Raw genomic sequence first — 23,041 nt, 5'->3', positions numbered from 1 at the left:
TCCTGCTATCATTCCCGGCGTTGGAGGAAATGTCCATGAACATCATCAGTCTTCGCCGGCGCGAGCTGGCGCAGTTGCTTGGATTCGGCGCCGCCTCCCTACCCTTCCTGACGCCGCGCATGGCGCAGGCGCAATCGCGGCGCGAGACGCTGGTGATCGGCCTCGACACCAGCGACACCATCACCTTCGATCCGGCGCGCCAGGCGCAATACACACCGCCGATGACGCTGGCCGCCTGCTATGACACGCTGATGACCTTCGAGGCGGGCGACTACGTCAATCCGAAGCCGGCGCTGGCCACCGCCTGGGCGCGCACGCCGGACGGCAAGGGCTGGCGCTTCACCCTGCGCCAGGGCGTGAAGTTCGCCAGCGGCGCCACCATGACGGCGGAAGACGTCAAGTTCAGCTTCGACCGGCTGATCGGCCTGAAGGAACAGACCCAGGTCTATATCAAGGCCGTCGACCGGGTCGAGATCGTCGATGCCAATACCGTCGACTTCGTGCTGAACGCGCCCAACGCGCCGATCCTGCCGATCCTCTGCAACCCGGCCTGCTCGGTGATGGAGAAGGCGGTGCTGGTGAAGAACGGCGCCGTCGCCGGGCCGGAGGCGCGCGACCAGGACAAGGCGACCGAGTGGCTGAACAGCAACAGCGCCGGCACCGGCGCCTTCCGCCTGGTGCGCTGGGAACGCAATTCACAGATCATGCTGCAGCGCAACCCGAACCACTGGCGCGGCCAGAGCGACTTCGAGCGGGTGGTGATCCGTCATCTGTCGGACAGCGCGGCGCAGCTGCTGGCGGTGCGGCGTGGCGACGTGCATGCCGCCTTCAACCTGATCCCCGAGCATGTGGCGGCGCTCCAGGGCGATCCCAATGTCACCATCGACAAGCTGCCCAGCCTCGACCACGTCTATATGGCGCTGACGCAGAATCCGGCGGCCAATCCGGCGCTGTCGAAGAAGGAGGCGCGGCACGCCATCGGCCTCGCCATCGACTATGACGGCATTCTGAAGAACCTGCTGGGCGGCGCGGCGACGCGGGCGGCGCATTTCCTGCCGATCGGCGTGGTCGGCAGCACCGAGGAGGTGGCGAAGGAGGTCGGCTTCCACCAGGACCTCGACAAGGCGCGCGCGCTGCTGCAGCAGGCGGGGCTGGCCGATGGCTTCGAGATGGAGATCGCCTATGGCAATGCCGCGGTGGCCGGCGTTTCCTACCAGGTGCTGGCGCAGAAGATCCAGTCGGACCTGGCGCGGGTCAATATCCGCGCCAAGCTGAACCCGATGGACCAGGTCAATCTGCGCACCGTCTATACCACCGGCAAGATGCAGGGTGGGCTGCTGACCTTCTGGAACCCGCCGGCCGTGTCCAACGATCTCTGGGCCTCGGCGGTGGTCGAGCGCGTCGCCAAGCGCGTCGGCTGGGAGGTGCCGCCGGAGATGGCGGCGCTGGTCAAGCAGGCCTCCGAATCGCAGGACATGGGCGAGGCCGCGAAGCTCTGGATCGAATGGCAGAAGAAGGTGGTCGACCAGGCCAACCACTTCATCCTGTTCCAGCCCACCTACCAGGTCGGCGTGCGCAAGAGCATCAAGACCTTCCCGCTCACGGCCGCCGGCTGGCAGCTCGACATGGGAAAGGTCACGCTGGCCTGACATGAAACGCCCGGAGCGCCGCGCGCTCCGGGCCCCCTCTCATCGCGCGAAGTCGGCCGGGCGTTTCTCGTTGAAGGCACGGATGCCTTCCAGGTGGTCGCCGGCGCTGAAGCACAGCACGTTCATCTCGTTCTCATAGGCGATGCCGGCGCTCAGCGAGGATTCCATCGCCGCCCGCAGCGCCGCCTTCACCGACTGCACCGCGACCGGGCTGAAGCCGGCCAGCTTCGCCGCCACCTCGCGCGCGCGCGGCAGCAGCGCCTCGGGCGCCACCACCTCATGCACCAGGCCGAGGCGCAGCGCCTCCTCCGCCTCGACCGGCTCGGCCAGCATCAGCAGCCGGGTCGCCGCCGCATGGCCGATCAGCCGCGGCAGCAGTTGCGAGGCACCGCCGCCGCCGACCCAGCCGCGCTGCACCTCGGGAAAGCCGATGCGCGTGCCGGTGGCGGCGATGCGGTAGTCGGCGCCCAGCGCCAGCTCCGCGCCGCCGCCCAGCGTCCAGCCCTGCAGCGCCGCCACCACCGGCTTGCGGAGGCCGCGCAGCGCCGCCGCATATTCCACGCGGTTGCGGAAATGCCAGGCCGAGGCATAGGCCGCGAGCGAATTGAGGTCGCTGCCGGAGCAGAAGGCGCGCTCGCCGGCGCCACGGATCAGCACGGCGCGCGCCCGGTCGTCGGCATCGATGGCGCGGGCATGCTGGGCGAGCTGCGCCGCCATCTCCGGCGTCATGGCATTGTGCTTCGCAGCACGATCGAGCAGCAGCTCGGCCACGCCAGCCTCGATGCCGAGCCGCACTTCGCCTTGCATGGCCATCCTCTCCCCCGGGCGCGTTTTCCTGGATTATAACGTTCCAATTTTTCACCCGCCAAGCCCAGAAAGAGGGTTGATCGGCCGCCGTCGATCGGCAAGGCTCGGTGCCAAGCAAGCAATCATGCAGGGAGGGTTGCGGCCGATGTCTCGCTACATCGTCCAGCGGCTGGTGACCGCCGCGATGATGGCGATCCTGGCCAGCGCTGTGATTTTCCTGATCGCCAGTTTCGTTCCCGGCGATCCGGTGCTGGCGCAGCTCGGGGACATCGCCGCCAGCGACCCGGCGACGGTGGCGCGCTGGCGCGCCAAATGGGGCCTCGACCTGCCGCTGTGGGAACGCTACGGCATCTTCCTGCAGGGGCTGGTGCAGGGCGATCTCGGCACCTCGATCGCCACGCGGCGGCCGGTGCTCGACGACATCCTGCAATACGCCCCGGCGACGATCGAGCTGGCCACGGTGGCCTTCCTGCTGTCGCTGGTGATCGGCATCCCGCTCGGCATCGCCGCCGCCGTCTGGCGCGACGGCTGGATCGACAGCGTGGCGCGCGTCGTCTCGCTGCTCGGCGTCTCGGCGCCGACCTTCTGGCTGGCCTTCATCATGCTGGCCATCTTCTATGGCGCGCTGGGCTGGGCGCCGGGGCCCGGACGCCTCGACCCGGTCGCCTTCCCGCCCGAGGGACCCACCGGACTGTTCCTGCTGGACAGCCTGGTCGCCGGCGACTGGGAGACCTTCGGCGACACGGTGGCGCATCTGGTGCTGCCCTCGATCGTGCTGGCGGCGGCGACCATCGGGCTGATCACCCGCACCACCCGCGCCGCCATGCTCGACAGCCTGCAGCAGGATTACATCCGCGTCTCCCGCGCCAAGGGCCTGCGCGAGCGCGCCACCATCCTCGGCCATGCGCTGCCCAATGCGCTGGTGCCGGTGGTGACCCTGGGCGGCCTGGCCTATGCGAACCTGCTGGCGGGGGCGGTGATGACGGAGACCGTCTTCTCCTGGCCGGGGCTCGGCCGCTACACCTTCCGCTCCGCCGCGGCGCTCGACTTCCCGGCGATCGTCGGCATCACCCTGGTGGTCTCGGTCACCTTCCTGCTGGTCAACCTGGCGGTCGACCTGTCCTACGCCCTGCTCGACCCGCGGGTGCGGCGGTGAGCGCGACCACCGCCGCGGCCCTGCCCCGCGCCACGCCGCGCTGGCGCCGCCGGCTGCGCCGCTACGGCCCGGCCTGGTTCGGCGGCGGCATCGTGCTGGCCTGGATCCTGATCGCCCTGCTGGCGCCCTGGATCTCGCCCTACCAGCCCAACGCGGTCGATGTCACGGCGCGGCTGCAGCCGCCCTCGGCCACGCATTGGATGGGCACCGACACGCTGGGGCGCGACGTCTTCTCCCGCCTGCTGCATGGCGCGCGGCTGTCGCTGACGGCGGGCTTCTCCGTCGTCATCCTGGGCGCCCTGCTCGGCACCGCCATCGGCACCATCGCCGCCTGGGCGCGCGGCTGGTGGGATGAGGGGCTGATGCGGCTGACCGACCTGGTGCTGTGCTTCCCGCCGATCATCCTGGCGCTGGCCATCGCCGCGGCGCTCGGCATCGGGCCGCTGAACACCGTGCTCGCCATGCTGGTCGTCTGGTGGCCGAAATTCGCCCGCCTCGGCCGCGCCCTGGCCCTCGTCCAGCGCAGCCAGGAATATGTCGAGGCGGCGACGGTGCTCGGGCTGCGGCCGCGCCGCATCCTGCTGCGCCACATCATGCCGAACACGCTGGGGCCGCTCGCCGTGCTGATCACCCTCGACCTCGGCAACGCCATCCTGACCTTCGCCGGCCTCTCCTTCCTCGGGCTCGGGGTGATTCCGCCGGTGGCCGAATGGGGCTCGATGGTCGCCGAAGGGCGCGAGCTGGTGGAGCAGTGGTGGGTCGCGGCCTTTCCCGGCCTCGCCATCCTGACCGTCGTGGTCGGCTTCAACTTCTGCGGCGACGGCTTGCGCGACTGGCTCGATCCCAAGGGGCGGACGCAGTGAACCATATGGCCGCCCCGCAGACGCCGACCGCGCAGGACACCACCCCGGTTCTCGATGTGCAGGAGCTGCGCACGGTCTTCCTGACCGATGCCGGCCCGGTGCATGCGGTGGACGGGGTTTCCTTCACCCTCGGCCCGGGGGAAACCCTCGGCATCGTCGGCGAGAGCGGCTCGGGCAAGAGCGTCACCGCGCTGTCGCTGCTGCGGCTGCTGCAGGAGCCGGCGCGCATCATCGGCGGCTCGATCCGCTTCCAGGGACGCGAGGTGCTGACCATGTCGCCGCGCGAGCTGCGCGACTGGCGCGGCGACCGCGCAGCCATGGTCTTCCAGGACCCGATGACCGGCCTCAACCCGGTCAAGCGCATCCTCGGCCAGGTCACCGAGCATATCGTCAGCCACGGCAAGATGGCGCCCAGGCCGGCCCGCCGCCGCGGCATCGAGCTGCTGCGCCGCATGGGCGTCGCCGCGCCCGAACGCGCCGCCGCCGCCTTCCCGCATGAATTCTCCGGCGGCATGCGGCAGCGGGTGATGATGGCGATCGGCCTGGCCAACGATCCCGCCCTGCTGATCGCCGACGAGCCGACCACGGCGCTCGACGTCACCATCCAGGCGCAGATCCTCGACCTGCTGCGCGGGCTGAACCAGGAATTCGGCACGGCCATCGTGCTGATCAGCCACGATCTCGGCGTCATCGGCAGCGTCTGCCGGCGCGTCGCCGTGATGTATGCCGGCGAGGTGGTGGAGGAGGCCGTGACGGCAGAGGTGCTGGAGGATCCGCGCCACCCCTATGCCTGGGCGCTGGTCAATGCGGTGCCGCGGCTGGAGGCGCCGGCCGGCGCCCGGCTGACCGCCATCGAGGGCACGCCGCCCGATCCGCTGAACCCGCTGCCCGGCTGCCGTTTCGCGCCGCGCTGCCCCTTCCGCATCGCCCGCTGCGACAGCGAGCATCCGCCGCTGATGGAGGTGGCGCCGGGCCGCCGCGCGCGCTGCTGGGTCACCGCCGATGGCCGCAGCCTGCCGCGCCCGACGGTGCCCGCCGCCGCCGAGCGCCGCGCGCCAGCTGTCGCGGAACCGCCGCTGCTGCAGGCGGAGGCCCTTGAAAAGAAATTCGCCCTGCCGCGCAAGAGCATCTTCGCGCAGCCGGCGATGGTGCATGCGGTCAATGGCGTCGACCTGGTGCTGCACCGGGGCGAGAGCCTGGGCGTCGTCGGCGAGAGCGGCTGCGGCAAGTCGACCCTGGCCCGGCTGCTGACGCGGCTGCACGCGCCCACCGCCGGCCGCATCACCTTCGAGGGGCAGGACATCACCACCGCGACGCCGGCGGCGCTGCGCAGCCTGCGGCCGCGGCTGCAGATGGTGTTCCAGGACCCCTATGCCTCGCTCAACCCGCGCATGACGGTGGGCGACATCCTGGCGGAACCCCTGCTGGCGCATCGCCGCGTGCCGTCGCGCGCGGCGGCGGCGGAACGGGTCGGCTCGCTGCTCGACACCGTCGGGCTGAAGCCGGGCTTCGCCAGCCGCTTCCCGCACGAGTTTTCCGGCGGGCAGCGGCAGCGCATCTCCATCGCCCGCGCGCTGGCGCTGGAGCCGGCGGTGGTGGTGGCGGACGAGCCGGTCTCGGCGCTCGACGTCAATGTCCAGGCGCAGGTGCTGAACCTGATGCTGTCGCTGCGCGAGCGGCTCGGCCTCTCCTACCTGTTCATCGCGCATGACCTGGCCGTGGTGCGCGCCTTCTGCGACCGCGTGGCCGTGATGTATCTCGGCCGCATCGTCGAGGAGGGCCCGGCCGACGAGGTCATCACCCGCCCGCTGCACCCCTATACGGTGGCGCTGACCAGCGCGATCCCGGAGCCGGGGCGGCAGCGCGTGCTGCTCGGCGGCGAGCCGCCCAGCACGCTGCGCCTGCCGCAGGGCTGCGCCTTCCGCGCGCGCTGCCCGGTGGCGCAGGACATCTGCGGCACGCTGCCGCCACTGAGAGAGGTCACGCCGGGCCATCGCCTGGCCTGCCATTTCCCCGGGGCGCTGGCGCCCCTTCCGCGAAGGAGCGCATCATGAGGCGCATGTCCGCGGCCGAGGCCGCACAGCTGCTGCGCGACGGCGACACCCTGCTGATCGGCGGCTCCGGCGGCGGCCATGCGGTGCCCGATGCGCTGCTAGCCGCGGTCGGCGCGCGGTTCCGCGACAGCGGCCATCCGCGCGCCCTCACCGCGCTGCATCCGGTGGGGCTCGGCGACGGCAAGACGCGCGGTGCCGGGCATCTGGCACAGGAAGGGCTGCTGAAGCGCGTCGTCTCCGGCACCTTCGTCAACAGCCCGGGCGTCGCGGCCCTGGCGCTGGCGGAGAAGATCGAGGCCTATACCCTGCCGCAGGGGTCGCTGTCCCAGCTGATGCGGGAAATGGCGGCCGGCCGCCCCGGCCTGCTGACGCGGATCGGCCTGCACAGCTTCGTCGATCCCCGGCTGGAGGGCGGCCGCCAGAGCAAGGCGGCGACCGAAGACCTCGTCGAGCTGCGCGAGTTCAACGGCGAGGAACATCTTTTCTACAAGCCCTTCAAGGTGGATATCGCCTTCGTGCGCGGCTCGGCCGCCGACGAGGACGGCAATATCTCGATGGAGCATGAGGCGGTGACCTTGGAGATGCTCTCCATCGCCCAGGCCGCGCGGCGCGCCGGCGGGCTGGTGGTGGCGCAGGTCAAGCGCATCGTCCCCCGCGGCAGCCTGCATCCGAAGATGGTCAAGGTGCCGGGCATCCTGGTCGATGCGCTGGTGGTCGATCCCGACCAGTGGCAGACCTTCGAGACCGAGGACAGTGCCGCCTATTCCGGCCATCTGCGCGTCGCCCTGGAAGATATTCCTCGGTTGCCCGCCGGCCCGCGGCGCATCGTCGCCCGGCGCGGCGCCCTCGAATTGTTCGAAGGTGCCATCTGCAACCTGGGCTCCGGTATCTCGACCGGCATCGCCAATGTCGCCGCCGAGGAGGGCGTGCTGCGCCGCGTCTGCCTGACGAATGAACAGGGCAATATCGGCGGCGCCCCGGCCAGCGGCAACGAGGCCGGTGCCGCGCGCTCGCCCGATGCCCAGGTCGACCAGCCCTACCAGTTCGACTTCTACGATGGCGGCGGCCTCGACCTCGCTTTTCTGTCCTTTGCCGAGTTCGATGCGGCGGGCAATGTCAACGTCTCCCGCTTCGGCGGGCGCATCGTCGGTCCGGGCGGCTTCGTCAATATCAGCCAGGGCGCCAAGGCGGTGGTCTTCGGCGGCACGCTGACCGCCAATGGCGCACCGAAGGCGGTGCGGCAGGTCGAGCAGGTCACCTTCTCCGGCGCCTTCGCGCGGGAGCGTGGCCAGCCGGTGCTCTATGTCACCGAGCGCGCCGTCTTCCGCCTCGGCGAGCAGGGGCCGGAGCTGGTCGAGATCGCGCCCGATGCCGACCTGCAGAAGGATGTCATCGACCAGATGGGCTTCGTGCCGGCGATCTCGCCCACCCTGCGCAGAATGGAGCCGTCGCTCTTCGCCGAGGGGCCGATGGGGCTGGCGGCAAGGCTGGGCGCGCCGCGGTCGCGGGCCGCGCTGGAGCGCTTCTCGACATTGGTCGCGGCGGAATGAGCAGCGCGACCGGGCTGGCGCCGGGCGACAGCGTCGAGTTCCAGCGGGCGCTCCCGGCCGAGGACATCATCGCCTTCGCCGCGCTCAGCGGCGATGACGATCCGGTGCATGTCGATGCCGACTTCGCCAGGGGCACCGTCTTCGGACGCTGCATCGCCCATGGCGCGCATGTCATGGCGCTGGTCTCGGCTGCCTCGTCGCTGATGTCGCGGCGGGCGGCGGCCGCCGGCTGCCGCGGCACGCCGGTCTCGGCCGGCTATGACCGCATCCGCTTCACCCATCCGGTCTTCGCCGGCGATGCCCTGACCGTCCGCTATACCATCGAGGCGGTCGAGGAGAGCCCGGCCAGGTCGCTGTCGCGCTTCGAGGTGACCAACCAGGAAGGCAGGACCTGCCTGGTGGGGACGCATATCCTGCGCTTCGCCTGATTCAGGCCAGCACTTCCTCCGCTTCGCCGGCCTGGGCGCGGGCGTAATCCTCGATCCAGACCGCCAGCTCCGCCGCCGGGCAGGGACGGCTGATCAGGAAGCCCTGCACCTCGGCGCAGCCCTCCGCCTGCAGCATGGCCATCTGCCGCTCGGTCTCGACGCCCTCGGCCGTGACGGCGACCTTCAGGCTCTCGCACATGCCGGTCACCGCCCGCACGATCGCCGCCGCCTCCGGCTTGACGCCCAGGTCCTGGACGAAGCTGCGGTCGATCTTGATGCGGGTGAAGGGCAGGTTGCGCAGGAAGCTCAGCGACGAGTAGCCGGTGCCGAAATCATCCAGGGCGATGCGGATGCCGAGATGGCGCAGCTGCTCCAGGATGGCCGTGGCGCCCGCCATGTCCTCGATCATCGCGGTCTCGGTGATCTCGAACTCCAGCCGCTCGGCCGGCAGCCCGCTCTCCGCCAGGACCTGGACGACGCGGGTCAGCAGGTCCTCGCGGTGGAACTGCGTCGTGCTCAGATTGACCGAGACGGTCAGCGGCTGGGCCCAGGCGGCAGCCTCGTGGCAGGCGGCGCGCAGCACCCAGTCGCCGATCTCCGCCATCAGCCCGATCTCCTCGGCGAAGGGGATGAAGTCGCCGGGCGGCACGCGGCCGCGCTTCGGGCTCTCCCAGCGCAGCAGGGCCTCGCAGCCGGTGACCTGGCCGCGGCCGGTATCGACCATCGGCTGGAAATGCAGGGCGAACTCGCCAAGCTCCAGGGCGCGGCGCAGATCCTGCTCCAGCGCACGCCGCTGCTGCACCACCAGCTCCATGTCGGGCTCATAGGCGCGGTGGCAGGCGCGGCCATGCTCCTTGGCCCGGTACAGCGCCAGGTCGGCCTTGCGCAGCAGCAGGTCGGGATCGGTGCCGTGGCGCGGCGCGCAGGCGATGCCGATGCTGACGCCGACCACCACCTGCTGGCCGTTCACCTGCATCGGCCGGCTGATCTCGCGAATCAGCCGGTCGGCCAGCTGGTTGACCTCCTGCACCCGGTCGCAGCCATCCATCAGCACGGCGAATTCGTCGCCGCCCAGCCGCGCCACCACGTCGCTCTTGCGCAGCTGCGCGGTGATGCGCTGCGCCACCTTCTGCAGCACCGCATCGCCGACCGGATGGCCCAGCGTGTCGTTGACCGGCTTGAAGCGGTCGAGGTCGAGATAGAGCAGCGCGCAGCGTGCCTGGGCGCCCGCGGCCAGCGCCGCCTCCAGCCGGTCGCGGAAGGTGACGCGGTTGGGCAGCGCGGTCAGCGTGTCGTGATGCGCCAGGTGGACGATGCGGTCCTCGATCTGGCGGCGCTCGGTGATGTCGTCGAGCGTGGTGACCCAGCCGCCGGCCGGCAGGGCGCGGTGGCTGACCGAGAGGTAGCGGTCCTGCCGCAGCATCTCCTCGTTCACCGTCTCCCGTGTCGCGGCGAGCGCCGCCAGATGCGCCAGGCGGAGCGCGCGGACCTTGGCCGCCGTCTCCTCGTAGTCGATGGCGGGGTCGGCATGCAGCTCCCACAGCAGGTCGGTGAGCGTCGCACCGGGCGGGATCGCGGTCTCCGGCAGCTGCAGCAGGCTGCGCATGCGCTCATTGCTCAGCACCAGCCGCTCCTGCGCGTCGAACAGGCAGAGGCCCTGCGACATATGCGCCAGCGCCAGGTCGAGATTGTCGGAGACCGCCTTCATCCGGTCCGACTGCTGCTTCTGCACCGTCAGGTCGCGGGTGATCTTGGCGTAGCCGACCAGGGTGCCCATCTCGTCGCGGATCGGGTCGATCACGACATGCGCCCAGAAGCGGCTGCCGTCGCGGCGCAGGCGCCAGCCCTCGCCCTCGAACTTGCCGGTGGCGAGGGCGGTGGCCAGCGCCCGCTGCGGCAGGCCGCTGCGGCGGTCCTCCAGCGTGTAGAAGCGGGAGAAGTGCTGGCCGACGATCTCCGGCGCGGTATAGCCCTTGGCGCGCTGCGCCCCGGCATTCCAGTTGCTGACCACGCCCTCGGGGTCGAGCAGGTAGATGGCATAGTCGGTGACGCCCTGCACCAGCAGGCGGAACAGCCGCTCCTGCTCGGTGGTGCGGCGGCTGGCCTCGACTTGGGCGGTCAAGTCGCGGGTGATCTTGACGTAGCCGAGCAGCCCGCCCTCCTCGCCGAAGATTGGGTCGATGACAACATGCGCCCAGAAGCGGCTGCCGTCCTGGCGCAGCCGCCAGCCCTCGCCCTCGAACTTGCCCTCGCGCAGCGCGCGGTCCAGCGCCCGCTGCGGCAGGCCCGCCGCACGGTCCGGCTCGGTGTAGAAGCGGGAGAAATGCTGGCCGACGATCTCCTGCGCGGTATAGCCCTTGGCGCGCTGCGCCCCGGCATTCCAATTGCTGACCACGCCGGCCGGATCAATCAGGTAGATGGCGTAATCCTTCACCCCCTGCACCATCTGGCGGTACAGCGCGTCGGACTCGCGCACGGCGAGGGCGTCGGGGTTCACGGTCAGGCTCACTTCGGAGGTTCTCCGGCGACGGGGCGCCCGGCCTCGCACCGGGTCCGGCGAGGCCACGGCCATCACCGCCGGCCTCTCAGCGACGCGGCGTGGCCGTTCACTTTTTTACATATTGCTCAGGAATTTATCGCCAGTTTGCTAATCAACGCTGGGCCGGCACCGGCGGATGGCCTCAGCCGCGCTCGGAAAAACGGTCCAGCGCGGTCAGCCGCTTCACCGGCAGGCGGGGCATCTGGCCATAGACCTCGGCCGCCAGGAACTCCCGCTCGGCTTCCAGCGCCGCCTCGTCCAGGTCGATCCACCAGGCGCGCGGCTGGCCGTTGTTGTCGCCGTTCCAGCGATAGCCGCGCGCCTTCAGCCGGTCCTTGACCTCGAAGGGCGCCCCTTCGGCCCAGAGGCGGAAACTCGGGCGCCGCGCCGTCTCCAGCAGCCGCGCCAGGGCGGGCAGGCCGGATTCCGGCAGCGGGCGGGCCAGGATCTCCAGCGTCGCCTGGCAGTCGTGATGCGCGCGGTGGCCGTCGAAGAACAGGCCGAGCTTCATCGCCAGGTAGCCGAGCTTGCTGCCCTCGAAGCCCTCCGCCTTCCAGTCCACCTGGGTCAGCGAGCAGGCCCAGGGCTTGATGGCGAAGATGTCGGAGAATTTCTCGGCGAAGCGGCGGTCGAAGCCGGCATTGTGGGCGATCACCAGCGCCGCCGGCTCGGCGAAGCGGCGCACCTCGGCGGGGTCCAGCACCTGGCCGGCCACCATCTCGTCGGTCAGGCCGGTCAGCTTGGTGATCGCCGGCGGGATCGGCTTCGAGGGCTGGCGCAGCCGGTTGAAGGGCTCCCCCACCGCATACAGCGTGCCGTCCAGCCCATAGGTGAAGGGCAGCATGGCGAATTCGATGATTTCGTCCTGGGTCGGATCGAGCCCGGTCGTCTCGAGATCCAGCACGATGCCCTGCCGCACCGGAACGCCCTCGGGCGGGATGATCGGCGCACGGGGAGCGATCCGGCGCAGCACGCGGTATTCGCCGCTGGCGGTCAGCTGCTCGGCCATGGCCTCCAGCCGGGCGGCGTCGTCACGGGTCAGGGTCTCGGGCTGCATCCCCGATGCATGCCCCGAAGCGGCGCCGGATACCAGGGGGTGGGTGCCAAGGGCGGGCGGCGGGTCGTGCCCGGTTGAATCCCGGCCCCGCCTCCCGCATATCGTGGCCCGCCCGATCGACCCTGAAGGAGAAGGACCGGTGAGCGAGACTGTGGAGCGGCATGAATTCAACGCCGAGGTGGGGCGGCTGCTCGACCTGGTGGTCCACGCCCTCTATTCGGAGCGCGAGATCTTCCTGCGCGAGCTGGTGGCCAATGCCGCCGACGCCATCGACAAGCGCCGCTTCGAGGCGCTGGTCAATGCGGAGCTCGCCGTCCCGGCCGACAGCAAGCTGCGCATCCTGCCGGACAAGGCGGCGCGCAGCATCACCATCTCGGATGCCGGCATCGGCATGACCAAGCTGGAGCTGGGGCAGAACCTGGGCACCATCGCCCGCTCCGGCACGCTCGCCTTCGCCAGCAAGGTGGCCGATGCCAAGGCCGAGGACCGGCCCAGCCTGATCGGCCAGTTCGGCGTCGGCTTCTACTCGGCCTTCATGGTGGCCGACCGGGTCGAGGTGACCTCGCGCCATGCCGGCAGCGAGGAGGCCTGGACCTGGGCCTCCGAGGGCCGCGGCGACTATACCCTGGCGCCGGCCAGCCGCGCCGAGCCCGGCACCGACATCGTCCTGCACCTGAAGGAGGATGCCGGCGAATACCTGGAGCCGATCCGGCTGCAGACCATCATCCGCAAATGGGCCGACCACATCACCGTGCCCATCGTGCTGGTGCATGACGGCGAGGAGGAGCCGGCCAATGCCGGCACCGCGCTGTGGCGCAAGCCCAAGTCGGAGATCTCGGAGGACGATTACGCCGAGTTCTACCGCCATGTCAGCCATGCCTTCGACAAGCCCTGGGCGACGCTGCACTGGCGGGCCGAGGGCGCGCTGGACTTCTCCGCCCTGCTCTTCGTCCCCGGCATGAAGCCGTTCCAGGCGGTCGAGGGCGAGCGCGAGAGCCGCGTCCGCCTGCATGTCCGCCGCATGTTCATCACCGACCAGGCGGGGATGCTGCCGCCCTGGCTGCGCTTCGTCACCGGCGTGGTGGACACCGAGGACCTGCCGCTGAACGTCTCGCGCGAGATGCTGCAGGCGACGCCGGTCCTCGCCCGCATCCGCCGCGCCGTCACCAGCAAGGTCCTGGGCGAGCTGAAGAGCCGCGCCAAGGAGGCGGAGAGCTATGCCGGCTTCTGGGAGAATTTCGGCCCGATCCTGAAGGAAGGCCTCTACGAGGATGCCGAGCACCGCAAGGATCTTGCCGGCCTGATCCGCTTCAGGTCCTCGTCCGCCGAGGGCTGGACGTCGCTGGCCGACTACGTCTCGCGCATGAAGCCGGAACAGACAGAAATATACTATCTGGTCGGCGATGACACCGAGGCGCTGGCCAAGTCGCCGCAGCTCGAGGGTTTCCGGGCGCGCGGCGTCGAGGTGCTGCTGCTGGCCGACCAGATCGACAGCTTCTGGCCGGAGCGGCTCGACCGCTTCGAGGACAAGCCGCTGCGCAGCATCACCCAGGGCAATATCGACCTGAGCAAGCTGCCGCTGGAAGGCGAGACCGCGGAGCCCACCGATCTGTCCTCGCTGCTGCCGAAGCTGACCGAGGCGCTGAAGGAGGAGGTGGCCGAGGTCCGCGCCTCCGACCGGCTGGTGGACAGCGCCGTTCTGCTCTCCGCCTCGGCGATGGGGCCAGACCTGCAGATGCAGCGGCTGCTGCGCCGCGCCGGGCGCGCGGGCGGCAGCTTCGCGGTGCTGGAGGTCAATCCGCGCCACCCGCTGATCCGCAAGCTGGCCGAGAGCAGCGAGACCGACCTGGCCGAGGCCGCCGGCACGCTGCTGGACCTCGCCCGGCTGCAGGATGGCGATGCGCCGCGCGACCCGGCCGCCTTCGCGCGGAAGGTGACCGAGGCGCTGGCCGGCAGCTTCAGGTAGCCGGGACGCGGACGGGCGGGGGCTCAGCCCCGCCCGTTCGCGAAGGTGTCGCAGGCGGAGAGCGCGCCGCTGTCCAGCCCGCGGCGGAACCAGCGGACGCGCTGCTCGGAGGAGCCGTGGGTGAAGCTCTCGGGCTGCACCCGGCCGCCGGCGCGGCGCTGCAGCCGGTCGTCGCCGACGGCGGCGGCGGCGCTCAGCCCTTCCTCGACATCGCCGGACTCGAGGATCTGGCGGGCATCATTGGCGCGCTTGGCCCAGAGGCCGGCGAAGCAGTCGGCCTGCAGCTCGACCCGCACCTGCACGGCATTGGCGTCGTTGCTGCGGCGCAGCTCCTCGGCGCGGCGCAGCACGCCGAGCTCGTTCTGCACATGATGGCCGACCTCATGCGCCACGATATAGGCGGCGGCGAAATCGCCGCGGGCGGCGAGCTGCTGCTGCAGCTGGGCCATGAAGTCGAGGTCGATATAGACCTTGCGGTCGTTCGGGCAATAGAAGGGCCCCATCTGCGCCTGGGCGCCGCCGCAGCCGGACTGGGTGGCGCCGCTGAACAGCACCAGCACCGGCGCCTGGTATTGCCGGCCCATCGCCTGGAACTGGGTGGTCCAGACCTGCTCGGTCTCGCCCAGCACCTGGGCGATGAAGCGGCGGCCGGCGTCCTCCTGCGGCGCGGCGTTGCGCGCGCCAGGATCGCGGCCGGGCTCCCGACTGGCCTCGCGCTGGGTCGGCGCCGGGGCCGGACTTTGGCCGTCCGAGAACAGCACCGAGGGGTCGATGCCCAGGAACAGGCAGACCAGCAGGATGGCGACGCCGCCCAGCCCGCCGACGGCGATGCCGCCCCGGCCGCCGCCGCCGCGGCCCCGCCGATCCTCGATATTGTCGCTTTCCGGTCCACCGAGGCGCATGGCACATCCCTCCCTGCCGCAGCGGCAACGCGGCCTTGGCCCGGGCGGTTGCCTCGGCGGAAGCAGGCAGGCGAAACGGCCAATGAGGAACAACCGGCAGCAGAGGCCGGCCCGGCACCCCTCCCTCTCTTTCCGACAGAAATAGAGGGGGGATTCGGGGGGATACTTCCCCCCGACCTTACTGCCTGTCGCTGGCCAGCACGCCACCCGTCGCCCAGTCTTCCTTGGCGACGTCGACGAAGATGATGCTGACGGCCTCCGGCGTGGTCTTGCCGTGGGTGACGAAGGCCTCGGTCAGCGCCTTGGCGAGGGCGCGTTTCTGCTCGGCGGTGCGGCCGGGGAACATTTCGACGCGGATCATGGGCATGCGGTGGGTCTCCGTCCTGATGGTGCCGCATCAGAGCCCGGCGCCGCGCGGCTGTCGAGGTCGCTTGCCCCTGGCGCGGCGTTTGCCGATCATGGCCCGCATGTCGCGCGACCCCGAGCTTGAATGGACCGGCCTCTTCGCCGGCATCGACCGTGCCGGCGGGCAGCTGAAGCCGCAGATCCGCCAGGCGCTGCTGCAGGCCATGGCGGCGCGGCGGCTGGCGCCGGGGACGCGGCTGCCTTCGGGACGGCAGCTGGCCGGGCTGCTGGGCGTCGCCCGTATCACCGTGGTCGAGGTCTATCAGCAGCTGGTGGATGAGGGGCTGCTGACGGCGCGCGAGCGCAGCGGCATCTATGTCGCGCCGCAGGAGGCGGCGCCGGCCGGGCTGGCCGCGGCGCTGCCGCCGCAGGAGGGCTGGGAGGCGCGCTTCGCGGTACGCCCGGGCCGCACGCCGCATTTCTCCAAGCCGGTGGACTGGCAGCGCTACCGCTTCCCCTTTCTGTCCAGCGAACTGGACCCCGGGCTGTTCCCGGCCGCCGAATGGCGCGAGGCGGTGAAGATCGCCTCCAGCGCCGGCGCCATCCAGAGCTGGTCGGTCGACCGCATCGACGAGGACGACCCGGCGCTGATCGAGCAGCTCTGCCAGCAGGTGCTGCCGCGGCGCGGCATCTGGGCCGAGCCGGCCGAGGTGATGATCACGCTGGGCGCGCAGCAGGCGCTCTACCTGATCCTGCGGCTCTTCGCCGGGCGGCAGACCGTGGTGGGGATGGAGGAGCCCGGCTATCCCGACCTGCGCCGCATGGCGCGGCTGCAGACCGACCGGCTGCGGCGGCTGGCGGTGGATGCCGAGGGCGCGGTGCCGGATGCGGCCTTCGCGGGGTGCGAGCTGGTGCTGCTGACCCCCGGCCACCAGAGCCCGACCTCGGCGGTGATGTCGGCCGAGCGGCGCCAGGCGGTGCTGCGGCTGGCGCGGGCCCGCGACATCATCCTGGTCGAGGATGAATACGACACCGACCTCTTCCCCGAGGGGGTGCGGCCGCCGCCGCTGCGGGCGCTGGATGCGACGCGGCGGGTGATCCATGTGGGCAGCTTCTCGAAGACGCTGTCGCCGGGGCTGCGGCTGGGCTTCGTCGTGGCGCCGCCGCCGGTGATCGCCGAGCTGCGCGCACTGCGCCGGCTGATCATGCGGCACCCGCCCGGCAACAACCAGCGGAGCCTCGCCTGCTTCATCGGCCTCGGCCATTACCGCAGCCATCTGCGGCGGGTCGGGCGGGTGCTGGCCGAGCGCGCCCGGCTGATGGACCGGCTGCTGCCGGCCTATCTGCCGGGCTGCCGGACGCAGCGCGGCGTCGGCGCCAGCAGCGTCTGGGTCACCGCGCCGTCCGGCGTGTCGGCGCGGCAGCTGGCCGAGATCGCCCGCGGCCAGGGCGTCCTCATCGAGCCCGGCGAATTCTTCTACGATGAGCCGGGCCAGGGGCTGGGGAATTTCCGGCTGGGCTTTTCGTCGATCGGCACCGAGCGGATCGAGCCGGGGCTGGCCGGGCTCGGCCGCGCGCTGGAGACGCTGCGGCCGGAGATCCGCGCGGCGCGCCAGGGCCTTCCCGAGATCGTGGCCGGCTGGCCGGGTTGAATTCGCGCAACTGGCCCTGTCGCGACGCCCGGCCGGCGGGCTAGCGATTCACCACGCAAGCCGCCCTGGAGCCCGCGCCATGACCAGCAACCCGAATTCGCTCGCCGCCCGCGATGTCGCCACGCTGATCCACCCCTATACCAACCTGGAGAAGCACAAGGAGAGCGGCCCGACCATCATGGCACGCGGCGACGGCGTCTATGTGCATGATGATTCCGGCAAGCGCTATCTGGAGGGCATGGCCGGGCTGTGGTCGACCTCGCTCGGCTTCTCGGAGAAGCGGCTGATCGAGGCGGCGGTGCGGCAGATGGAGCAGCTGCCGACCTACCACATCTTCGGCGGCCGCTCGACCGAGCCCAGCATCGAGCTGGCCGAGGCGCTGCTGAAGATCGCGCCGAAGAGCCTGTCCAAGGTGCTGTTTGCCAATTCCGGCTCAGAGGCCAACGACCAGGCCGCCAAGCTGGTCTGGTTCTACAACAACGCGCTCGGCCGGCCGAACAAGAAGCGGATCATCGGCCGGCATCGCGGCTATCACGGCATCACCGTCTTCTCCGGCAGCCTGACCGGCCTGCCGCACAACCACAATGCGTGGGACCTGCCGATGGGGCCGGTGCTGCGCACCGACTGCCCCAGCCACTATCTCTACGGCGAGCCGGGCGAGAGCGAGGCGCAGTTCACCGACCGCCTGCTGAAGAACCTGGAAGAGCTGATCCTGCGGGAGGGGCCGGAGACCATCGGCGCCTTCATCGCCGAGCCGGTGAACGGCGCCGGCGGCGTCATCGTGCCGCCGCGCGACTATTTCCCGCGCGTCCAGGCGCTGCTGCGCCAGCACGACATCCTGATGATCGCCGACGAGGTGATCTGCGGCTTCGGCCGGACCGGCCAGATGTTCGGCTGCGACACCTTCGGCATCGAGCCCGACATCATGACGGTGGCCAAGGCGCTGTCCTCGGCCTATCTGCCGATCTCGGCGACGCTGATCAGCGCGCCGATCGCGGAGGCCATCACGGGGCTCGCCGGCCGGCTCGGCAATTTCGCGCATGGCTTCACCTATGCCGGGCATCCGGTGTCGTCCGCCGTCGCGCTGGAGACGCTGAAGATCTACGAGGAGCGCGACATCATCGGCCATGTCGCCGAGGTGGGCGCGCATTTCCAGGCGAAGCTGCGCGGCTTCCTCGACCATCCGCTGGTCGGCGAGGCGCGCGGCGTCGGCCTGATCGGCGCGCTGCAGCTGGTGACCGACAAGGCCAGCCGCACGGTGCTGCCGGCCGCCGCCGGGATCGGCGCCATGATCCAGGCCGCGGCGATGGAGAAGGGGCTGATCGTCCGCGCCAGCCCGGATGCCGTCTATTTCTGCCCGCCGCTGATCATCACCAAGGCCCAGGTCGACGAGCTGTTCTCGGTGGTCGCCGAGGTGCTCGACATCGGCCTGGCGGAAGCCCGGCGCCAGGGGCTGCTGGCCGCCGACCGACAGGCGGCCGAATAGGCCCTTCCCTCTCCGGCGCCGCCGCGGTGGCGGCGCCGATCCTCCCTCCCCCCCTTGGCGGCCCGGCGGAACCGGGCGCAGGATGCGCGCCCAAAGCCACGGGGGAAGCCATGCGCATTGCGGTTCTCGACGACTATCAGCGGGTGGGGGCGACGCTCGCCGACTGGCAGTCCCTCGGCGACCAGGCCCAGGTCGATTTCTTCGACCAGCCGCTGGGCGAGCAGGCCGCCGAGATCCTCGCCGATTATGAGGTGGTCTGCCTGATGCGCGAGCGCCAGCCGATGCCGGCCGCGCTGCTGGCGCAGCTGAGGAATCTCCGGCTGCTGGTGACCACGGGCGCGCATAACCGCGCGCTGGACGTGGCGGCCGCCCGCGCCCAGGGCGTCACCGTCTGCCACACCCGCGGCGGCGAATCCCTCTACGCCACCACCGAGCTCGCCTGGGCGCTGATGCTGGCGGCGATGCGCCAGCTGCCGCAGGAGGATGCGCGCCTGCGCCAGGGGCTGTGGCAGGCCAGCATCGGCCGCGTTCTGCACGGCCGGGTGCTCGGGCTCGCCGGCCTCGGGCGGCTGGGGGCGCAGATGGTCCCCGTGGCCCGCGCCTTCGGCATGGAGGTGGTGGCCTGGAGCCAGAACCTTTCCGCCGAACGCTGCGCCGAGCTCGGCGTGCGCCAAGTGAGCAAGGAAGAACTCTTCGCCGGCTCCGACGTGGTCAGCCTGCATCTGGTGCTGTCCGAGCGCTCGCGCGGCATTGTCGGCCGCGCCGAGCTGGCGGCGATGAAGCCGGGCGCCGTGCTGGTCAACACCTCGCGCGGGCCGCTGGTCGACGAGGCCGCGCTGCTCGACGCCCTGCGGCAGGGCCGCATCACCGCCGGCCTCGACGTCTACGACATCGAGCCGCTGCCGGAGAACCATCCGCTGCGGACCGAGAAGAACGCCGTGCTCAGCCCGCATCTCGGCTATGTCACCGAGGGCAGCTACGCCCAGTTCTTCCCCGACATGGTCGAGGCCATCGCCGCCTGGCGCGCCGGCGCCCCGGTCCGCGAGCTGCGCTGAAGCCCCAGGAAGGAAACCCCATGAAGTACCGCCCCCTCGGCCGCAGCGGGCTGAAGGTCTCGCCGCTCTGCCTCGGCACCATGATGTTCGGCGAGGCCACCGACGAGCCGACCTCGGCCCGCATCATCGACCATGCCCGCGATCACGGCATCAACTTCATCGACACCGCCAATGCCTATAATGGCGGCCGCTCGGAGGAGGTGGTCGGCCGCGCCATCCGCGCCCATCGCCGCCACTGGGTCCTGGCCACCAAGCTGGCCAATCCGGTCGGCCCCGGCCCGAACGACCGCGGCCTGTCGCGGCGTCACGTGCTGCAGGCGGCCGAGGACAGCCTGCGGCGCCTCGGCACCGAGACCATCGACATCCTCTACCTGCACAAGGAGGACCATGCGACGCCGCTGGCCGAGACGGTGCGGGCGCTGGCCGACCTGCTGCGCGCCGGCAAGATCCTGCATTTCGGCGTCTCCAACTATCGCGGCTGGCGGGTGGCGGAGATCTGCCGGCTCTGCGACGAGGCCGGCATCGACCGGCCCGTGGTCAGCCAGCCCTACTACAACGCGCTGAACCGCATGCCCGAGGTCGAGCACCTGCCGGCCTGCGCCTATTACGGCCTGGGCGTGGTGCCCTACAGCCCGCTGGCGCGCGGCGTGCTGACCGGCAAATATGCCAGCCAGGCGGCGCCCGAGCCCGGCAGCCGCGCCGCCCGCGCCGACCGCCGCATGCTGGAGACCGAGTGGCGGCCGGAGAGCATCGCCATCGCCCAGAGGCTGCGCGCCCATGCCGAGAGCCGCGGCATCACCGCCGGCCAGTTCGCCGTCGCCTGGGTGCTGAACAACCGCCTGGTCACCGCGCCCATCGCCGGCCCGCGCACCGAGGCGCAGTGGCAGGACTATCTCGGCGCCCTCGACTACACCTTCACGGCCGAGGACGAGGCGCTGGTCGACTCCCTGGTGCCGCCGGGACACCCCTCGACGCCCGGCTACAACGACCCGGCCTATCCGCTGGAGGGCCGCAAGCCGCTGACGGCCTAGCCGGTCTTGCGCGACGGTGCCGGCCGGCCGCCGGCGCGGCGCCCGGCCTTGCCCTGCGCGGCCGAGGGCAGCGCCGGCCCCGCCCCCGGCAGTAGCGGCAGCTGCAGGGCGGCGGCGCTGTTGCGGCGGCCGCGCGGCGCCTCGACCTTGGCGGCGGCGCGCTCGGCCATCGGCACCGGCCAGAAGCATTCGACGACGCCCTGCTCGCCGCGCAGCGCCAGGAAGACGACGCGGCTGACATGCCCGTCCTCGTCGGTCTCGATGGCGAGGCGGAACATCACCCCCTCCTCCTCGAATTCCCGGCCGAAGACCATGGAGATCTGGTCCGCCTCCAGCTGCTGCCGCAGCAGGGTGCGCTTGCTGGGATCCTCGGCGTCGCCGCGGTAGAAGCGCACCGGCACGTCGTCGATCATGAAGACGAAATGATGCGTGTGGTCCAGCACCTTCAGCCAGTGGTAGCGGCCGCCCTCGGCCGCCGCGCGCACCTGGTGCTTGGTGAAGGAATAGGCGCGGCAGCCGATCGACCAGGCATCATCGCCGGCCCAGTAGTCGGCCTGCGCCACGGCATCCTCGCGCCCGCGCACCAGCAGGCCGGCGGCGGCGATCAGCCGCTCCTCGGTCAGCGAGGGATGGAAGTCCCAGGGCAGCCGGCGGGGGCGGCGCGGCCCACTCGTGTCGCTCATGCGCCGATCCTACCACGCCCCGGCGCCGGATGCTCGCAATTGTTCATGGGCCGTTCTCTGTGTCCCGGGAGCCTCCGCAACGGCGCTGTCGCGGGCGAATGATTCTGCCTTCGTTCCGGAGCCAGGGCAAGCTTTGCGCCCTGGGAAACTTTACGGTTTGGGAAAACCGACTAGAAGCGATGCGCATGAGCATGCCCGCCCCGATCGACACCGATGTCCTCGTCCTCGGCTCCGGCTCCGCCGGGCTGACCGCGGCGCTGGCCGCCGCTGTCGGCGGGCTGTCCGTCACCGTGCTGGAAAAGGCCGAGGTGCTGGGCGGCACCAGCGCCATGTCGGGTGCCGGCACCTGGATCCCGGCCAGCCACCATGCCCGCGCCGCCGGCATCGAGGACAGCGCCGAGGAAGCCCTGGCCTATATCCGCGCCGCCGCGCCCGAAGGCTGGGCGGCGACCGAGGACGCGCTCTGGCAGCGCTTCGTCGAGGCCGCGCCGGAAATGCTGGAATTCGTCGAGGCGCACAGCCCGCTGCGCTTCGCGCTCACCCCCGAGCCCGATCCGCTGCGCGACCTGCCCGGCGCCAAGCCGCGCGGCCGCATGATGTCGCCGCTGCCGCTCAGCCGCTGGCGGCTCGGCCGGCTCGGCTTCGCGGTGCGCCGCTCGACCATCCCGGAGGTCTTCACCTATCACGAGGCGGTCGAGACCGATCTCTACCACCATCCGATCCGCACCGCCTTCCAGCTCTGGCCGCGGCTGCTCTGGCGGGTGCTGACCAGCACCGGCGGCAAGGGCACGGCGCTGATCATCGGCCTGCTGCGCGGCTGCCTGGACAGCGGCTGCACCATCGAGCGCGGGGCGCGGGCCGTCTCGCTGACCACCGACGGCACCGGCGCCGTCACCGGCGCCATCGTCGAGCAGCGCGGTGTCCGGAAGGAATACCGCGCCCGCCGCGGCGTGCTGATCGCGACCGGCGGTTTCGAATGGGACGCTTCCCTGCTGCAGCGGCATTTCCCGGGGCCGGTGGATTATCTCGGCAGTCCCGACAGCAACACCGGCGACGGCCAGAAGATGGCGGCGGCGGTGGGCGCCGAGCTCGCGCATATGGACCAGGCGACGCTGACGCCCTCGATCCCCAAGCGCTATCAGGGAAGGGTCCTGGCCATGCCGGTGCCCTTCCACACCGAGCCCAATGCCATCCTGGTCAACCGCCACGGCCACCGCTTCGTCAATGAGCTGCGCTTCAACATCGGCGAGTTCATCGATGGCCGCGGCGCCGATGGCCAGCCGCTGCACCTGCCGGCCTGGGTGATCAGCGACGCGGCGATGCTGAAGCGCCTGCCGCTGGTGCGCTGGGCCGCCCGGCACGATCCGGCCTGGCTGCGCCAGGCCGCGACCCTCGACGAGCTGGCGCAGAAGATCGGCCTCGATCCGGCGACGCTGCGGGCGACGGTCGAGCGCTTCAACGCCGCCGCCGCCGCGGGCCAGGACCGCGATTTCGGCCGCCCCGCCGGCCGCGACGCCGCCGCCGTCGACAAGCGCCGGCGCGCCGGGCTGGACCCGATCGCGACCGCGCCCTTCCTGGCGATGCCCTTCAACCGCTCGATCCTGGCGACCAAGGGCGGCCCGCGCACCAACGACCAGGCCGAAGTGCTGCGCGCCGATGGCAGCATCATCCCCGGCCTGTTCTGCGCCGGCGTCGCCATGGCCAATCCGCTCGGCACCCGCTCCGTTGGCGCCGGCACCACGATCGGGCCGAACATGACCTGGGGCTATGTCGCGGCGAAGCGGATGCTGGCAAGGAACAGATAGGCAAGCATGGGGA

The 23,041-nt window shown here is 71.0% G+C and carries 18 protein-coding genes; 12 read left to right on the top strand and 6 right to left on the bottom strand.

All coding sequences use genetic code 11. The features are described from left to right. Positions 1-35: 35 nt before the first annotated feature. Complete coding sequence (locus WFI16_RS15325) at positions 36-1,649, top strand: ABC transporter substrate-binding protein (RefSeq protein WP_419898695.1); 1,614 nt, start codon at positions 36-38, stop codon at positions 1,647-1,649. Between the two features lie 39 nt (positions 1,650-1,688). Here WFI16_RS15325 and WFI16_RS15320 read toward each other — a convergent pair whose 3' ends face one another. Beyond that, the gene (locus tag WFI16_RS15320; RefSeq protein WP_419898694.1) at positions 1,689-2,456 is read right to left on the bottom strand and encodes an enoyl-CoA hydratase/isomerase family protein; all 768 of its coding nucleotides are present in this window, start codon (positions 2,454-2,456) and stop codon (positions 1,689-1,691) included. A 145-nt stretch (positions 2,457-2,601) separates the two neighbouring features. Between WFI16_RS15320 and WFI16_RS15315 the strand changes: the two genes are divergently transcribed. Genes WFI16_RS15315 through WFI16_RS15295 form a run of 5 tightly spaced genes read left to right on the top strand, consistent with a single transcriptional unit; the run spans position 2,602 to position 8,507 of the window. Next, positions 2,602-3,612: an ABC transporter permease gene (locus tag WFI16_RS15315; protein ID WP_419898693.1), complete on the top strand. Its 1,011-nt coding sequence runs from the start codon at positions 2,602-2,604 to the stop codon at positions 3,610-3,612. Beyond that, complete coding sequence (locus WFI16_RS15310) at positions 3,609-4,475, top strand: ABC transporter permease (protein ID WP_419898692.1); 867 nt, start codon at positions 3,609-3,611, stop codon at positions 4,473-4,475. The genes WFI16_RS15315 and WFI16_RS15310 overlap by 4 nt, the downstream gene beginning before the upstream one ends. A gap of 5 nt (positions 4,476-4,480) precedes the next feature. Further along, entirely contained in the window at positions 4,481-6,529 is a 2,049-nt protein-coding gene (locus WFI16_RS15305) for an ABC transporter ATP-binding protein (RefSeq protein ID WP_419898691.1), read from the top strand. Further along, on the top strand, positions 6,526-8,079 hold the full coding sequence (locus WFI16_RS15300) for an acyl CoA:acetate/3-ketoacid CoA transferase (protein ID WP_419898690.1): 1,554 nt from the start codon (positions 6,526-6,528) through the stop codon (positions 8,077-8,079). The genes WFI16_RS15305 and WFI16_RS15300 overlap by 4 nt, the downstream gene beginning before the upstream one ends. Then, positions 8,076-8,507 (top strand): MaoC family dehydratase, encoded by a 432-nt coding sequence (locus WFI16_RS15295; RefSeq protein WP_419898689.1) that lies wholly within the window; start codon positions 8,076-8,078, stop codon positions 8,505-8,507. Before WFI16_RS15300 ends, WFI16_RS15295 begins: the two co-directional genes overlap by 4 nt. A 1-nt stretch (position 8,508) precedes the next feature. Here WFI16_RS15295 and WFI16_RS15290 read toward each other — a convergent pair whose 3' ends face one another. Continuing rightward, on the bottom strand, positions 8,509-11,016 hold the full coding sequence (locus tag WFI16_RS15290) for a sensor domain-containing protein (protein ID WP_419898688.1): 2,508 nt from the start codon (positions 11,014-11,016) through the stop codon (positions 8,509-8,511). Between the two features lie 172 nt (positions 11,017-11,188). After that, entirely contained in the window at positions 11,189-12,103 is a 915-nt protein-coding gene (locus WFI16_RS15285; RefSeq protein ID WP_419898687.1) for a 3'-5' exonuclease, read from the bottom strand. A 139-nt stretch (positions 12,104-12,242) separates the two neighbouring features. On the opposite strand from WFI16_RS15285, the gene htpG reads away from it, so the two are divergent. After that, complete coding sequence (htpG, locus tag WFI16_RS15280) at positions 12,243-14,069, top strand: molecular chaperone HtpG (protein WP_419898686.1); 1,827 nt, start codon at positions 12,243-12,245, stop codon at positions 14,067-14,069. A gap of 23 nt (positions 14,070-14,092) precedes the next feature. On the opposite strand, the gene ypfJ is transcribed toward htpG, so the two are convergent. Beyond that, a complete protein-coding gene (ypfJ, locus tag WFI16_RS15275; protein ID WP_419898685.1) occupies positions 14,093-14,971 on the bottom strand; it encodes a KPN_02809 family neutral zinc metallopeptidase in 879 nt (292 codons plus the stop codon). A 178-nt stretch (positions 14,972-15,149) separates the two neighbouring features. Next, positions 15,150-15,338 carry a 4-oxalocrotonate tautomerase gene (locus WFI16_RS15270; RefSeq protein ID WP_419898684.1) on the bottom strand — a complete coding sequence of 63 codons (189 nt, stop codon included), beginning with the start codon at positions 15,336-15,338 and terminating at the stop codon, positions 15,150-15,152. Positions 15,339-15,438: 100 nt separating this feature from the next. Here WFI16_RS15270 and WFI16_RS15265 point away from each other — a divergent pair, with 100 nt between their 5' ends. The 4 genes from WFI16_RS15265 to WFI16_RS15250 all read left to right on the top strand — a co-directional run bounded on the left by WFI16_RS15265 (position 15,439) and on the right by WFI16_RS15250 (position 20,540). Then, on the top strand, positions 15,439-16,968 hold the full coding sequence (locus tag WFI16_RS15265) for an aminotransferase-like domain-containing protein (RefSeq protein WP_419898683.1): 1,530 nt from the start codon (positions 15,439-15,441) through the stop codon (positions 16,966-16,968). Positions 16,969-17,047: 79 nt separating this feature from the next. Then, complete coding sequence (locus WFI16_RS15260; RefSeq protein WP_419898682.1) at positions 17,048-18,454, top strand: aspartate aminotransferase family protein; 1,407 nt, start codon at positions 17,048-17,050, stop codon at positions 18,452-18,454. Positions 18,455-18,564: 110 nt separating this feature from the next. Further along, positions 18,565-19,509 (top strand): D-2-hydroxyacid dehydrogenase family protein, encoded by a 945-nt coding sequence (locus tag WFI16_RS15255; RefSeq protein ID WP_419898681.1) that lies wholly within the window; start codon positions 18,565-18,567, stop codon positions 19,507-19,509. 20 nt (positions 19,510-19,529) lie between these two features. After that, positions 19,530-20,540 carry an aldo/keto reductase gene (locus WFI16_RS15250; protein ID WP_419898680.1) on the top strand — a complete coding sequence of 337 codons (1,011 nt, stop codon included), beginning with the start codon at positions 19,530-19,532 and terminating at the stop codon, positions 20,538-20,540. Here the strand turns inward: WFI16_RS15250 and WFI16_RS15245 are convergent. Then, positions 20,537-21,223 carry a hypothetical protein gene (locus WFI16_RS15245; RefSeq protein WP_419898679.1) on the bottom strand — a complete coding sequence of 229 codons (687 nt, stop codon included), beginning with the start codon at positions 21,221-21,223 and terminating at the stop codon, positions 20,537-20,539. The two genes, WFI16_RS15250 and WFI16_RS15245, sit on opposite strands and share 4 nt — an antisense overlap. A 185-nt stretch (positions 21,224-21,408) precedes the next feature. On the opposite strand from WFI16_RS15245, the gene WFI16_RS15240 reads away from it, so the two are divergent. Next, positions 21,409-23,028, top strand: a complete 1,620-nt coding sequence (locus WFI16_RS15240) for an FAD-dependent oxidoreductase (RefSeq protein WP_419898678.1) — start codon at positions 21,409-21,411, stop codon at positions 23,026-23,028. Positions 23,029-23,041 lie beyond the last annotated feature (13 nt).

The sequence above is a fragment of the Roseomonas sp. USHLN139 genome (assembly GCF_037145735.1).
GTDB lineage: Bacteria > Pseudomonadota > Alphaproteobacteria > Acetobacterales > Acetobacteraceae > Pseudoroseomonas.
Note: the sequence above shows the minus strand (reverse complement) of the source record. Positions and strands in the feature narration are given on the sequence as shown.